Source organism: Microbulbifer maximicatervae (SeqCode) (assembly GCF_052467065.1).
In genome coordinates, this window is sequence record NZ_CP174299.1 from 423,665 (window position 1) to 437,295 (window position 13,631).

Genomic DNA, 13,631 nt, shown 5'->3' on the forward strand with positions numbered 1-13,631 from the left:
TAGCTTTGAATGTCGCGCTGTATTGCTTTGTTAGCATTTTCTATTCAACTGGAACGTAGATTTTACTCGCCTCACAAATAGCCAGACCGCTATCAAACTCAACCTTGCAAATACTTGTGTGGCTGTAGCGGCCAGATTTCTGGATATTACAACTGCTATAAATACCTGCTTTAGTTCCGAATTCTGGCATGTTTGGCATCACCCATATCAGATCATTTTTTAATGGCTCCGGATAAGCATTTTCATATTTTCCTACGAAACTCTCCAAGTAAAATTTTTCTTCATTTTCAGAGCGAAAAACCGATTCATGTAAATCTACAAGCGACCTCAGAGCATCTAATCGATCATCTTCTGATGCGCCGCATGGGCCATCTGTGGATGCCTCTAAATAGCATGACAAGCCCCATATTAAAGGAATTAATAAATAACTTTTCATAAAATTCTAACGCCATGCTAAACGGCGCACGTTTTTTGCGCGTCCAGTGGAGGCCGCTTTCGGCCGGAACGGTTTTTGAGCACCTTGTTATAGGCCTTCACTCTGCAGCCCTACCTACAATTTTAAGCTGTATACCACTAGCTATGTCTATGATTGAAGAAAGACTTACTTGAAACCAATACTCATCTCCAGCTTGTTCATAAAAGCAAAAGCAGAACTTCTGTTCATCTGCATCAAAGCCGCCACGAAAAGAACCTGAGTGAAACGTATCATCGGATTCGATTTCGGACCACTGGGAGATTGTATACGATTTGGTTTTGATTTCCTTACAGATTTTTACGAATTCTTGGGATATAGGTACTTCCATTACTCGAACCCTGCTACTCTATAACGCCCAGCACACAGGCTGACGAACTGCGAAGCAGTTTGGCAGTCCGGCACAACGAAGTTGTGCTTAACGTGCTACTGCTTGTTAACTATGAATTTAGAAGTCACCAGCCATTACCCCGTTGTGCCAAGCGATAATATTTGGTTGTGTTAAACGCTTGCCCCAGTCTACTTTTTTAAGGGAATTGTTGCCTATAACAATATAAACTTTCCCATTTTTATCAAAGCAAGCTACAGCGTTTGTTTCACTACTTTTTGCGAATGGGAAGAACTCAATACTTGAATTAAGCTCTTTGTTAAAAAGTTCGTATGCTATGGAAAACAGGCCACTAGATGAACCGATAAACCACCATTTTAGTTCTCCAAATTCTCCAGTATTAGATATGAGCTCGTTATATTCTTTGGGATAAGAAAAGCCGTACTCTTCTGCTTTAAAATATTCTGAGTTATTCATACTTGCAGTTAACGCCGCGCTCAGAGGCGGCTTACTTTGGGCGCTTTATGCGCGAAAATAGGAGCAAAGCGACTGCGTATAAAGTGCACAAAGTAAGACGTCGCCTTGCAGCGCTTTGTTAGGGCTAACCCCGGGCACTGCCTCTATGCTTAAGCCAAAACCCAGAATGATGCTGTGCAACCGACAGCCCTAAGTAGAAACGCTCGATGTTCAGCTGTGATTTTGGAAACGTGAATTCACGCACGAACATCGATTGCAAGAGTACTAGTGCCGCCCCTATCTGGGTAGAAGACTCCGGCCCATGCCCGCCATTTATATAGCTGGGAAAAAAGTCCATCATTTCCCTGAAATGAAGGCGAGCCATTGCAACAGCAATTTGTGGGCTAACCATACTACCATTTTTGAAGCGGTTCTTTAGCTCTTCCAGGTGCGACTTATTCTCCGAGACAATGAGGCACATACATGCAATTAAGTGCGAACGCCAATTCACATCAAGTAGCAGAGTTTCATAACCTGCATGTTCGGTTTCAAGCTCAGTAGCTAGAGCACTAAAGATAGAAAGATCACTTTCTACTTCAAATGGTTGAAAACTCAAATCAAAGCCCTTCAGGTAGAAGCTACCATCATTACTGAGTTCTTCTAACCTCTTAAATACGTTCATCTACCAATTGCCCTAACGCCTAGGTCACCTACGCTGACCTGATGATTTTTGTTGTGTAAGAATGGAGCGTAGCGTAATGCACAAAAAAAAGCAGCAGGTTAGCGTCAAGTGCACTGCCTTGTTATAGCTTCACGGCCATTTAACCGTCTCATTATCAGTTTCAAATAGATAACTACACTGCATTTCTGATAGATCTCCCGAATCAAACCAAAATATAATGCCTAAACTATTGTGATCTAGGCATTCATGCGGATCACTATCAAATGAATGATCTTCAAACTTTGGAATTTCATTTGTAACTTTAGCTATAAAGTCTCTCACAGTATTTTTAGGTAAGTTAAAAAGATCTTTCCCAAACAGAGGATAGCCAGAGCCCATAACCGTAATAACGCCAAGTCGATAATCGTCTTCCTTATCAAAGGTAAAACTTAGATTTTTGTGGGAATACCACAAAACCCTATGCCAATCACCACTGCCTTCGACATACTCGCCTTTCTCTATCCTATCGGGATTACCGAGGATGCGGATCAAATCTTTTTCAAAGATTCCGTATTTAATTTCACCTATGCCGACACCTGGTTCTATGTTCATATCTCGATTGCTATAACGCTTCAAGATGGGGCGCTGGTTACGGCGTCCCGCTTGCTTGGCCTTGTTAAACGATTTCTTCATGCTCAATCACCGGCCCCTTTCCTTTATAGCTCTTGGAGTGATAGGCGAATACAACTATGAATATTAGAGCGATAAACACGTAAATAGACTCTTTGGAAAGCTGCGAATAAGAACTGGCAACGCCAAAGCATGCGCCTAAAAGAATGAAGAACGAAAGCCTAATAATAAAAGGCAGTCCTTTCCTCGATGGTTCGGCCTTGGGAAAAACTAGCTTTTGCCTCTTATACTCCTTGCCGTTTTTACTTAGTGTGCATACAAACGGACCCTTCAATAAGCTCACCACGTTGAGATTTGTCGAATATTCATTTTCTCCAATAGAAAAGTTATTGGTTGAATCAGTTGATAAGTTTCTTTGAGAAGATACTAACTCGCCATTTACAAATACTTTCTCAAGTCCAGAGAGAGCACTGAACCAAGCCTCAACTACGGCTCCGTCTTCTTCGAATATAAACGTATAACCCTTCGTGAAGCTAAATGCCTTTCTCTTACTCATATCTACGATTACCGTTTAATCGGGATAGGGAGGCACCTCACGATGCCCCTCCTCCCACACCACCAGGCATACGGGTCACGTACCATGGCGGTTCAATTCTATTCCCCTTCCTATCTGCCAATTCCGGCAGCCCCAAGTTCCTAAAGTATCTATTTGGCAATGCTCTGTAAAGGGCAGGACTTTTGCTTAGCCTCCATGGTCCATGTGCTGATTTGGCCGTGTTCCACGCTAAAAAACGATCAACGCCCAGCCTTCTTAATCTGCGGTAACCACTACGTCCCCATTGCTTCCATAAATAACATCGCAACTTCCGCCTTATCCACTTGTCCAGATCTTTCAGAGGGCTCAGTACTTCACTGATGTCAAAGTACGCTTTCCAACCAAGCAGGGACTTCTTTAACTCTTCTATGATCTCAGTAAACTTACGGCCTCGTGTTCGGCGGGTGATCATTCTGATCTTTGCCTTCAATTTATTAATCGATGATTCTGATACCTTTATCCGGGCATCCTTCTTCAGCAATCTAAATCCTAGAAAGCTCCGCTTCCAGAAGTGATCCTCTGCACTCTTCTCAGTATTTACTGTGAGCTTCAGCTTACATTTGATGAAGTGCGTAAGGCTTACTTTTATCCGCTCTGCAGACCGATGACTTCCCACCAGTATTTGGAAATCATCGGCATATCGTACAAAACTGAGTTGCCGCTTGTGCAGCTCCCAGTCCAGTTCATTAAGCACAATATTCGCTAGAAGCGGAGATAACGGCCCACCTTGCGGGACGCCTTTTGTTGTAGCTATTACCTTGCCATCGACTACCGTTGGCGCTTTTAGGTATCGGTTTATCAACCCCAGCACATCAGCCGGTATTCCGCTTTGCTTCAGTGTTAGCATGAGCCTGTCATGATTCACTTCATCAAAGAAGGATTTCAAGTCCATATCGATCGTCCAGCGCTTTCCTTGCCGGACAAAGTTTTGGACCTGTCTAATCGCCTGGTGTGCCGATCGATTTGGTCTAAAACCAAAACTAAGAGCATGAAACTTCGGCTCCCATTGCTCACTGAGTATCTGTGCGATAGCTTGTTGGATCAACCTATCTTGCACAGTGGGTATACCCAATGGACGCAGGCCTCCATTGCCTTTTGGTATAAAGACGCGTTTCACCGGTTGAGGACGATAGATACTACTTAACACCTTTTGTCGGGTAGCAATCCAAGTCTGCTTAAGATGTTCCGGCAACTGTTTTACCGTCATACCATCGAGACCTGGCGCACCCTGGTTACGAGAAACTTGTTGTAATGCTCGAAACAGATTATTCCTATCTAGAATTCGCTGCATTAAAAGAGATGGGAAATTGGACAATGTATGATTAAGTTTCCAGTTTGATGTTCACCCAGAAAAAAAATATTTTTTTTTCCTGGCAACTCAGTTACTTGTCAGATGCAGTCATCAAGCTCTGCATTAATAATACTGTCCAGAATTGTTCAGGCCTTCAGTAGCACGAAATCTACCTACTATGCCCTCTGCTGACTTCTATGGGTCGGTCAAAACCAATCTCTCAGTTTTCAGTTACTCCATTAACAACCCATAGACCTCCCAGGGTAAGACATTTAACTTTCTTCACGTAGATGCTGGATTTATAAAACGTAGGCCAATTGTGGATGGAGAGCTTTATGGTCACGTGCCCACTGGCTCCGCCTACGTCACACCTCATATCCAGTTCTTGTTCATCACCCCGTGAATTTGCGTTGAGCTTCCTCCAGCCAATACCTCGCGACATTAACCTTGCCCTTTCGCTAACCTTCGGCTCCACGAATACCTGGTAAGAGGACTTTCACCTCTCTAGTTAAATGCCATGCCTGGCACACACGCTTGGCGCAAAGGCGCACCGTCAGGTGCGTCCAGCCCGCAGGGCGATTTTGCCGCCACTTGGTACGCCCAGCATGGGCGTGAACTAATGGGGTGAAAGTCCCCTGTAGGAAGATCACCGTTTAATGGACTTCATTAAATGCTAACTACTAGCGAATGGCAACTGCAATACCGTGAGGTCTTGTGGGGAGGAAGCCGCTAGCAAAACTACGAGCTGACGGACAGAAACATCATATAAGGCTTAGCCTGGAGGCGAGGTGGCCAAGGACACCGAAGCCATGTGATCTAACGGGTAGAGTAAATGATGCAGTTATGTAGTGAAAGTTCACGTTCTTATATGGGGAGATCTGTTTAACTTGCCGCTGTGAAGCTGTCAGCGTGGCCGCTGACTCATAAATAGGCCCAACTCGCTAGCCGCCATCGCGGGGATAGAAAAAAATGGTGGAACACAGCAGCGCTCCGCTCAGTAATGAGTAGGGTGATTAAACAGAAGTCAGCAGACGGCATAGTAGCCAAATGCCAAGATTAATACTTTGGACAGGGTGAAGGCCTGAACCCAAAATCCACGAGTTAAAAGACAGGGCTAGCCTACCGATATGTTGCCAGCCGGATATAAAATTGACGTAGCGCACAGCCATGACACTCAACTCAAATGAAAATCTACTCGACGCTATCCTCAGCAAAGAAAACCTCAATGCTGCATGGAAGCACGTTCGAGCCAATAAAGGTGCCGCAGGTATCGATGAGATTTCCGTTGATGATTTTGTGCAGCACTTCAAGGCAGTTGGGGATGAAATTATCGAAGCCATTCGGCAAGGTCATTACCAGCCGCTGCCTGTTAGACGCGTCTACATTCGTAAGTCAGACGGTGGTCAGCGAGGCCTTGGGATACCTACGATCTTTGATCGTGTTATTCAGCAAGCTATCGCGCAAATCACCAACCCCATCTTCGATGTGACTTTTTCAGAGTTTAGCTATGGCTTCCGGCCAAAGCGATCACAGCATCATGCGGTGAAAAAGCTACAGAAGTATATCGAAGGCGGGAAGCGAATAGCCGTAGATGTCGATTTATCTAAGTTCTTCGACCGGGTCAACCATGACTTCCTCATGAGTTTACTCAGCCAAAGAATCAGCGATAAGCGTTTACTCAAACTGATTGCAAGCTACTTGCGTGCAGGCTGGGTGGAAGATGGATGTTGGCAAGCGTGTTATGAGGGGGTGCCACAAGGTGGCCCTTTATCGCCGCTGCTGTCTAATATTGTACTCGACCTGCTCGACAAAGAGCTGGAAAAACGCCAACACAATTTCGTCCGCTATGCGGACGATTTTGTGATTGTCGTTTCCTCTAAACGCGCGGGTGAGCGGGTTATGACGAGCATTAAACGCTTTGTTGAGCGCAAGCTTAAACTCAAAGTTAACGATGCTAAAAGCCAAGTAGCCCCCGTTAGTCGTTGTAAGTTTCTGGGTTTTTCTTTCCGTGGGGCAAAGCTTGTCTGGCATGATAAGTCCCTGCTCCAATTTAAATACTGCGTCCGCCAGATTACAGGGCGATCTCGTGGTATCTCTATGGAAAAGAAACTGAAAGAACTTACCGTATACCTCCGTGGTTGGATCAACTATTTTGGAATAGCGCAAGGCTATCAAAAATGTATAGATCTAGACTGCTGGATACGGCGGCGATTAAGAATGAGCTATTGGAAGAATTGGCGCAGAGTGAGAACGAAAGTTCGAAATTTACTGCGTATGGGTGTGAGTGAGTCGCTGGCAGTTACCTGCGGCTCGTCCGGTAAAAGTTACTGGCGAAGCGCAAAAACTGAGGGTATTCATATTGCGCTCAATAATGAGTTCTTCGAAGAGATGGGTTTGATTTCATTGCGAGATCGTTGGGTAGAGATTCATTACGGATAGGGAACCGCCCATTGCGGACCCGCACGATGGGTGGTGTGGGGGCCGGTAGCTAGAAACTACCGGCTACCCGATTTAACTGCTACCCTCACGGACAGCCCCATTTTTATCAGTTTGTACGATAGACCCGCCGTATATATCCTCAACTTCTTCACTGTCAAAATTACAGTGATGCCAGATCCAGACGCCTTTGTACCCCATAGCTATATGGGTAACTCGCAGATATGTCTTAATGGTATCCTCTATCGCTTTCTTATCATGATTTTCTAATGCTTCAGCTTCACGCAACACTTTATGAAGCGCGTCTATTTCACTGGAACACTCCACTTGCTTAATTGCCCTAGTGCGATCTTCAAAATCTATCGTAACAGTATAAAGATTCATAATTTCCGAAGGCAGTTAACGTCTCAATAACCCGCAGCTGGAGTGCAGCGAAGCGGAGTGTAAGCTGTCGGGCGCCGAAGGCGCGTAGTTCATTGACTTGTTATGCATTTGTTGGACTAAGTGCTGAGATTGCCTTTGATATAGCGTGACCATGCTCTTCGGATAGATACTCCAGGGTACTTTCTAGGCATTGGCGCTGAACAGCAGACAACCACGAATACCGTGACCCTGCTTGCTTCTCTCCTTCAGCGGCAAGCTCAAGATCGTAGATTATTGTATCCGTAATCGTATCAAAACGATTGGTGCAAATTACGGCCTTTCTTAGCAAGTTGGGCAAAAGCCAATTCATACCACGAGCAGACAGATTTGGTAATTCGGAGTGGAGATATCGAATACCATCCATAGGAATTTCAGCTTCAGAGTAGCGCTCCATATGCTCAACAATATACCTACAGATACAATCTTCTGCTCCTTGATTCGTTAGCCTATAGCCCTCGGGTTTACTCTGGAATGGAAACGAATCTTTCACCATTTCATAAACTTCTTCCCGAGATTTGTATCCTTGGTATATCGTGTCTTCCTATGCATAACGCCGCTAGCAAGGGCAGCCGAAGCGGAGCGTAGGCTGTCCAGCCCAGCCCCGAAGGGGTTGGGCGAGCTTGCCTAGCCTGGTTATGGTTGTTCTGGGACATATAAATAGTTTAAATATCGCTCTTGATAAAAAAATTCAAGACTCAGTTTTGACTGAAATAACTCGGACCAAACTTCGTAATTTTTAATAAGCTTATCGCCATCCTGTTTGTAACAAACTTGCTCCGGATGCATATCAAAGCCGTTACTTTCAGCGTATTCCTCAGCTTCTTTTCTCGCTTTACTATGTGCTTCCTTGAAAGATTCAGCCCTAATGCAAACTACCCTTTCTTCAAATATATTCAAGCCCTCAGAATTGACTCCGAAGTGGTAAACACTTCTAGCACCATACCAGTTCAACTACCCCTCCTCCAAAGAGCATAACGCTTGCCGCACAGGCGAGCAACTTGTTGCGAGTCCAGCGCACTACGTGCGCGCTTGTGCCGGCTCTTGTTAAATTCCGTAGCTTGGTTATAAGTACTTAGATCTGGCAATTGCCTGGTTCTTTTGAACCATGTCTATGCATTGCTTTGCGAAAACATGGATCTGTTGACCTTCTGAGCTCGACAAACCGAATTCATTAAATAACTCAGTACTTGACAACCCTTGATTAGCACCTAACTCCAGTCCAGCGACCATCCAAACTATGCCATCGGAGTCCTTTTCGCCATATGCTCCTTCAATCATTGCATAGCCGTAATTGTACATGGACTGTCCATCGCCAATGTAGGCAGCTTGCTTCAAGTAAGCCAGAGCTTTTTGCTCGTTCACTTCTACCCCTACACCGCTCTTATATCTGACCGACAGATCTGCAAGGGCTACCTCGTAATTTTTTTCACTCGCTTTTCCTACAAGAGCAAATGCCTTCTGGCTCGATTGTTCCACTATGAGGCCTTGTTGATAGAAAGCGGCCAGGTTATATTGACTCGGTGCATGTCCCTTATCTGAGGCTTTCTTATAAAAGGTATATGCTGCTTCTTTACTCTCTTTACCACCCAAACCATTAGAATACATTGTTCCTAACGCATACATAGAGTAAGCACTACCCTGATTTGCACTGGCCTCGCAAGCCCCCCTTGCTTCCAAGTAGTTTTCTTTCTTGACCAACTGCCTACATTGAGCCTCTCCTTCTCTCTGGCCGATATCCTCAGAGCCAACGCCTACCTTCACCCCACACCCTAGTGTTTGCGACACGGCAAATACTAAAACAGAAAGAGAAACTATTTTCATATTTTTGTCCTGATACTTCGTGATTCAGAATTTAACGCCCGCAGTTGCGGACGACTTGTAGCGACGAAGGAGCGGAAAGGCGTTCCGACAACCTGCGCTTGTTATGTTTAATCGATGGTATATACAAGACCGCACCCTTTTGATTTTGCGTAATCTCTCGCTGACGTTAACAATTGTAAAAAATCGCTCGCACCAGATATTTTTAAATCTCTTAATTCAGAATTTGATAAATACCCTATTTTTGTCGATGTATTTCCCGTATCAAAATCAGCACCATAACCAGCAAATATGCGCCTGCCTGTTATGGAAAAAATATGCTCTATCTCTGATTCAGTGCACCACACATTTCCCAAACTTTCTGGGAACTCATGATGTTCACCATAAAAGTCAAATACATACTCAATAAACTTGTCGATATATCTAGCTTGCGTTACATCCATAGGTTCTAATTCTGAACCAAAGTTTAAAGAGTCTACATAGTTCAACACTTCTTCAGACAGGCCATACCATAAGCTATCCCTGTAAAATTGGAGTAACTTACTGAGATTACCTTGTATCAGGCATTTCAAACCATCTGGAGAGCCAAGGTATATTTCAAGATATCTATTGACCATTCACTACCCAAGAAACATAACGCCGTGCTAAACGGCGCGCGCTTTTTGCGCGTCCAGTGGAGGCCGCTTTCGGCCGGAACGGTGTTTGAGCACCTTGTTATAGGCCTTCACTCTGCAGCCCTACCTACAATTTTAAGCTGTATACCACTAGCTATTTCTATGATTAAAGAAAGACTTACTTGAAACCAATACTCATCTCCAGCTTGGTCATAAAAGCTAAAGCAGAACTGCTGTTCATCTGCATCAAAACCACCACGAAAAGAATCTGAGTGAAACATATCATCGGATTCGATTTTGGACCACCGGGAGATTGAATGCGATTTGGCTTTAATTTGCTTACAGATTTTTACGAATTCTTGGGATATAGATACTTCCATTACTCGAACCCTGCTGCTCTGTAACGCCGTGCATACGGGCAAGCGAAACGCAGTGCAGCTTGTCCGAGCGGCTCAGCCGCGCTGTGCTGCACCATGTTATGTGTTGACTGAGTTATCATTTAAATACGCTTCTACTTCTAGACTGATTAGCCCCGGACATCCAGTTTTTAACCAATTCTCGAACTCTTGGTAGCGTGGTGCGTATATTTTACCATTATCATTTACCACGCTTTGTACGAAACCATAGCTGATGACAAATCGCAAATGATCGATAGCACACCCACGCAACTCTTTTTCTTCTAACGTCAGCCTTGTTTCATCACCATCATAATCCCCCAAAGGAATCGTGTATTGGGATTCCTCTAGCAATAGATCAAGAAGGTCCTGTCTTCTTTCACTTTCGTACAAGGCTTTAATTTGGTTCGAATCGATCATGGGTAAGTCTTACACATAACGCCCACAGCACGGGCGGCTGGAGCGGAGCGTAGGCCGTCCCGCGTAGGCCCGAAGGGCCGTAGCAGCGTGCCTGTGATTGTTATGAGTTGCCACCGGATCTCCGTACCAATCTATAAAAAATTCGAATTAACCAGATAATACCGTATACCGAAAGCGAGCCGACAATAAACCAAGACAAACCTATTTGCAGCCACGCCCCCCAATAAATTGTACCCTCACAATGAAACTCACATTGCGGATTATGCTGCCAAGCAACATATAAGCTAAGTACCGCAATAAATAAACCAAAAATGAGTGCTGAAATAAGATTGAATTTCATTATCTAACCGATGACTCATAACGCCGCAAACACGGGCCGAAATGTAGCAGCGAAGCTGCGGAATGTAGGTCCAGCCAGCTATGCTGGCGAACGTGCTTTGCTTTGTTAGGCACCGGGGAATGACTCGCTAGCTGCCGACAGGAGCACTGTCCAGAGCTTGCTACGCAGATCGTCTAATGACAGTGATTGTGAATAAACCACGAAGATTTCTCGATCCGCGTGCTCAGCACCGGATACGCCATCAATTGCGGAAAACCTTTCTTCTAGTCCATCAAATGACTCAGAGCCAAGATAATATTCAAGACCTTCATAAACAGAAAGGATGTAGACACCTTCTTCTCCTGCACCCTGCAAATTAAAGTGCAAGCTTTCTATAGAGGGTGGGTGACCGATTTCAGATCGGACGTCCAGATCTGCGCCCTCGGGTATTGACTCTGCCATAACTGTACTCGACACAAAAACCAATATTAAGATTAATACTTCTTTCACGCTTTATTCTGACTAACGACTACAACAGGGGTGGCCGGAGCGTAGCGTAGGCTGTCCCGCGAAGGGCCAAAGGCCCGCAGTAACCTGCTTGTACTTGTTAAGCATTTGCTAACACCCCAGCTAACCAAAAAATAGTGATGTACATTAAAGCGGTAAAGCTGATTATAAATATAACTTGCAAAATGGATAGTTTGGAATGGATACCAAAATCAATGAGCTCATAAAGTTTTTTGGGGAAGTTCTTTTTTATACTTAGTATAACCATAATTAATGCTATACCTACATAAAGCAACACGATACCCCAAAATCTCTCTGGTTCAATATCAATACTGATTGTTTCTGAGAGCCCAGCTCGTTTATAACCAATTACTTTACCGATCACAACAGCAAACACGCAGTAAGCTAACGTGAAAATGGCAAACAGTAGATGAATTAATCCAACTTTCTGCAGCATTGCTGCTCCATACTTTAGGTGTTTAACGCCGGCCACACAGGCGAGCGAAACGCAGTGTAGCGAGTCCAGCCAAATGCGCTTTTTGCATTTGGCGATTGTGCTGGCCCTTGTTAGGTTTATAGCTTTGCAAACTTTCGCAACCCGAATGGCAATGAGAACTTTGTAAAATTTAGCACTTTAAACTCACCTCTTGGCAGTGCCTCTATTCTCAACGTTGCACCTGATTCCATCAGCTTTCTTTTACCCCACGGCTCGCCATCAGGGGTAGTGTTATTCCCGATAAGGATATCGGCACCGTCTTCTGAAATACCCCACTCATAATTAAGGACGATTTCGTCTCCACCAACTACACACCCAGTGCCATTTTCATGGAAATGCAGCTGTTTATCATTCGAGAGATCTTCTTCAAAAGCTGTATTGAAGCTCCACTTTCCGATTATTTCTGCTCTATCCATACTGGGGAAACTGGTCTTGCCCACAAAAAGTAGACACTCTAACTATGCGTATTTTCGCTCATACTCTGCTGGACTTACATAGCCCAATGCAGAGTGCCTACGAACCCTATTGTAGAAAATCTCAATGTATTCAAACACCTCAGATTTTGCTTGCTCTTCGCTTTCGAATGTTCCGGCATAGACCAGCTCGACTTTTAGCCTGCTAAAGAATGATTCCATTGCCGCATTATCCCAACAGTTAGCCTGGCGACTCATACTCGGCTTGCACTTGCTTTCGGACAAGAGATCCTGGTATTTCTGCGATCGATATTGCACACCCCTGTCAGAGTGAACTAGCAGTCCAGGCTTTATTGGTCGTCGCTCTAGGGCCATTTTCAATGCTCGACGTGTCAATTCATCGGTCATCTGCGAGTCGAATGCCCAACCTACAATACGTCGAGAGTACAGATCCATAACTACCGCGAGGTATAGCCACCTATCCAGAACCCAGATATACGTAATGTCACTGGTCCAGCGGCAATTTGGTCGATCCACATCAAAGCAACGCTTAAGTAAGTTGGCGGAGACGTTAATGCTCCCCTCCACGGGCTGACTATATCGAAAGCCTTTGCCGTTTCTCGCTTTAATATGTTCCTGTTGCATAAGCTTAGCGACGTAGTTCCGCGAGCATGGCTCACCTAACCCTTGAAGCTCGCAAGCAATTCTAGGCGCGCCATAACGACCTTTAAACTCAGCAAACGTCTCTCGGATTTTCTCGATTGTTCGTATCTCTCTAATCGTGCGAGCAGATGGCAATCGCCCCCGCCATCGATAATAACCCGATCTTGAGACTTCTAAACACCGACACATCAAGCTAACCGGGAATGACCCTACATGCTCTTGTATCAATGCGTACTTTACTCTTGGTGGTTCGCAAAGTACGCAGCTGCCTTTTTTAGAAACTCAACCTCCTGACGAGCTTCATGCAGCTCCTTCTTGAGTTTGCGAACTTCAGCGCTTTCCTGTTTGGAATAGTCGACACCGTCTAAACTATTGAACTGCTTATCAGACAGTCGATTAAATTGACGACGCCAGTTGTAGATCTGCTGTGCGCTGACGCCTAGCTCTCGCGCCACAGAAGCCGTTGTTGCTCCAGGCTTTTCCGCTCTCTTAACTGCTTCTCTGCGGAACTCCTCCGTATACGCCTGAGTTCTTTTCTTACCCATGATACACCTCCGTGTTAGGCCTAAACCTAACTATACAGGGTGTCTACTAAACGTGGGTAAGTCTTAAACCTAACGCCTCAATAACCGGCAGCTGGAACGAAGCGAAGCGCAGTGTAAGCTGTCCGGCGCCGAAGGCGCGAAGTTCATTG

General features: G+C 44.9%; 21 protein-coding genes. 1 reads left to right on the forward strand and 20 read right to left on the reverse strand.

What is annotated here, in order from left to right:
* Positions 1-40: 40 nt before the first annotated feature.
* The 8 genes from ACJJI1_RS01945 to ACJJI1_RS01980 form a co-directional block, all read right to left on the reverse strand.
* On the reverse strand, positions 41-436 hold the full coding sequence (locus ACJJI1_RS01945; RefSeq protein ID WP_444958385.1) for a hypothetical protein: 396 nt from the start codon (positions 434-436) through the stop codon (positions 41-43).
* A gap of 97 nt (positions 437-533) precedes the next feature.
* Positions 534-803 (reverse strand): hypothetical protein, encoded by a 270-nt coding sequence (locus ACJJI1_RS01950; RefSeq protein ID WP_444958386.1) that lies wholly within the window; start codon positions 801-803, stop codon positions 534-536.
* A 117-nt stretch (positions 804-920) separates the two neighbouring features.
* Positions 921-1,277, reverse strand: a complete 357-nt coding sequence (locus ACJJI1_RS01955) for a hypothetical protein (RefSeq protein ID WP_444958387.1) — start codon at positions 1,275-1,277, stop codon at positions 921-923.
* Positions 1,278-1,401: 124 nt separating this feature from the next.
* On the reverse strand, positions 1,402-1,938 hold the full coding sequence (locus ACJJI1_RS01960) for a hypothetical protein (protein WP_444958388.1): 537 nt from the start codon (positions 1,936-1,938) through the stop codon (positions 1,402-1,404).
* A gap of 129 nt (positions 1,939-2,067) precedes the next feature.
* Positions 2,068-2,610: a hypothetical protein gene (locus tag ACJJI1_RS01965; protein WP_444958389.1), complete on the reverse strand. Its 543-nt coding sequence runs from the start codon at positions 2,608-2,610 to the stop codon at positions 2,068-2,070.
* Positions 2,594-3,103 (reverse strand): hypothetical protein, encoded by a 510-nt coding sequence (locus ACJJI1_RS01970; protein WP_444896920.1) that lies wholly within the window; start codon positions 3,101-3,103, stop codon positions 2,594-2,596. The genes ACJJI1_RS01965 and ACJJI1_RS01970 overlap by 17 nt, the downstream gene beginning before the upstream one ends.
* Before the next feature lie 37 nt (positions 3,104-3,140).
* A complete protein-coding gene (gene ltrA / locus ACJJI1_RS01975) occupies positions 3,141-4,433 on the reverse strand; it encodes a group II intron reverse transcriptase/maturase (RefSeq protein ID WP_444942540.1) in 1,293 nt (430 codons plus the stop codon).
* Between the two features lie 220 nt (positions 4,434-4,653).
* On the reverse strand, positions 4,654-4,875 hold the full coding sequence (locus ACJJI1_RS01980; protein WP_444941031.1) for a hypothetical protein: 222 nt from the start codon (positions 4,873-4,875) through the stop codon (positions 4,654-4,656).
* A 725-nt stretch (positions 4,876-5,600) separates the two neighbouring features.
* Between ACJJI1_RS01980 and ltrA (ACJJI1_RS01985) the strand changes: the two genes are divergently transcribed.
* Positions 5,601-6,872: a group II intron reverse transcriptase/maturase gene (ltrA, locus tag ACJJI1_RS01985; RefSeq protein ID WP_444958390.1), complete on the forward strand. Its 1,272-nt coding sequence runs from the start codon at positions 5,601-5,603 to the stop codon at positions 6,870-6,872.
* A 72-nt stretch (positions 6,873-6,944) separates the two neighbouring features.
* Here the strand turns inward: ltrA (ACJJI1_RS01985) and ACJJI1_RS01990 are convergent, their stop codons facing one another.
* From ACJJI1_RS01990 to ACJJI1_RS02045, 12 genes are all read right to left on the reverse strand, one after another.
* On the reverse strand, positions 6,945-7,196 hold the full coding sequence (locus tag ACJJI1_RS01990) for a hypothetical protein (protein ID WP_444958391.1): 252 nt from the start codon (positions 7,194-7,196) through the stop codon (positions 6,945-6,947).
* 157 nt (positions 7,197-7,353) lie between these two features.
* Positions 7,354-7,785, reverse strand: coding sequence for a hypothetical protein (locus ACJJI1_RS01995; protein WP_444958392.1), 432 nt, complete (start codon positions 7,783-7,785; stop codon positions 7,354-7,356).
* Positions 7,786-7,925: 140 nt separating this feature from the next.
* Complete coding sequence (locus tag ACJJI1_RS02000) at positions 7,926-8,243, reverse strand: DUF4288 domain-containing protein (protein ID WP_444958393.1); 318 nt, start codon at positions 8,241-8,243, stop codon at positions 7,926-7,928.
* 111 nt (positions 8,244-8,354) lie between these two features.
* Positions 8,355-9,113: a tetratricopeptide repeat protein gene (locus tag ACJJI1_RS02005; RefSeq protein WP_444958394.1), complete on the reverse strand. Its 759-nt coding sequence runs from the start codon at positions 9,111-9,113 to the stop codon at positions 8,355-8,357.
* Between the two features lie 107 nt (positions 9,114-9,220).
* On the reverse strand, positions 9,221-9,727 hold the full coding sequence (locus ACJJI1_RS02010) for a hypothetical protein (protein WP_444958395.1): 507 nt from the start codon (positions 9,725-9,727) through the stop codon (positions 9,221-9,223).
* Between the two features lie 107 nt (positions 9,728-9,834).
* The gene (locus ACJJI1_RS02015) at positions 9,835-10,104 is read right to left on the reverse strand and encodes a hypothetical protein (protein WP_444958396.1); all 270 of its coding nucleotides are present in this window, start codon (positions 10,102-10,104) and stop codon (positions 9,835-9,837) included.
* Between the two features lie 96 nt (positions 10,105-10,200).
* A complete protein-coding gene (locus tag ACJJI1_RS02020; protein WP_444958397.1) occupies positions 10,201-10,539 on the reverse strand; it encodes a hypothetical protein in 339 nt (112 codons plus the stop codon).
* Positions 10,540-10,984: 445 nt separating this feature from the next.
* Positions 10,985-11,320, reverse strand: coding sequence for a hypothetical protein (locus ACJJI1_RS02025; RefSeq protein WP_444958398.1), 336 nt, complete (start codon positions 11,318-11,320; stop codon positions 10,985-10,987).
* A gap of 145 nt (positions 11,321-11,465) precedes the next feature.
* Positions 11,466-11,822, reverse strand: coding sequence for a hypothetical protein (locus ACJJI1_RS02030; protein ID WP_444958399.1), 357 nt, complete (start codon positions 11,820-11,822; stop codon positions 11,466-11,468).
* A gap of 116 nt (positions 11,823-11,938) precedes the next feature.
* The gene (locus ACJJI1_RS02035; RefSeq protein ID WP_444958400.1) at positions 11,939-12,301 is read right to left on the reverse strand and encodes a hypothetical protein; all 363 of its coding nucleotides are present in this window, start codon (positions 12,299-12,301) and stop codon (positions 11,939-11,941) included.
* Positions 12,302-12,319: 18 nt separating this feature from the next.
* Entirely contained in the window at positions 12,320-13,165 is an 846-nt protein-coding gene (locus ACJJI1_RS02040) for an IS3 family transposase (RefSeq protein WP_444957380.1), read from the reverse strand.
* 8 nt (positions 13,166-13,173) lie between these two features.
* A complete protein-coding gene (locus ACJJI1_RS02045) occupies positions 13,174-13,482 on the reverse strand; it encodes a transposase (protein WP_444895975.1) in 309 nt (102 codons plus the stop codon).
* Positions 13,483-13,631: the final 149 nt, after the last annotated feature.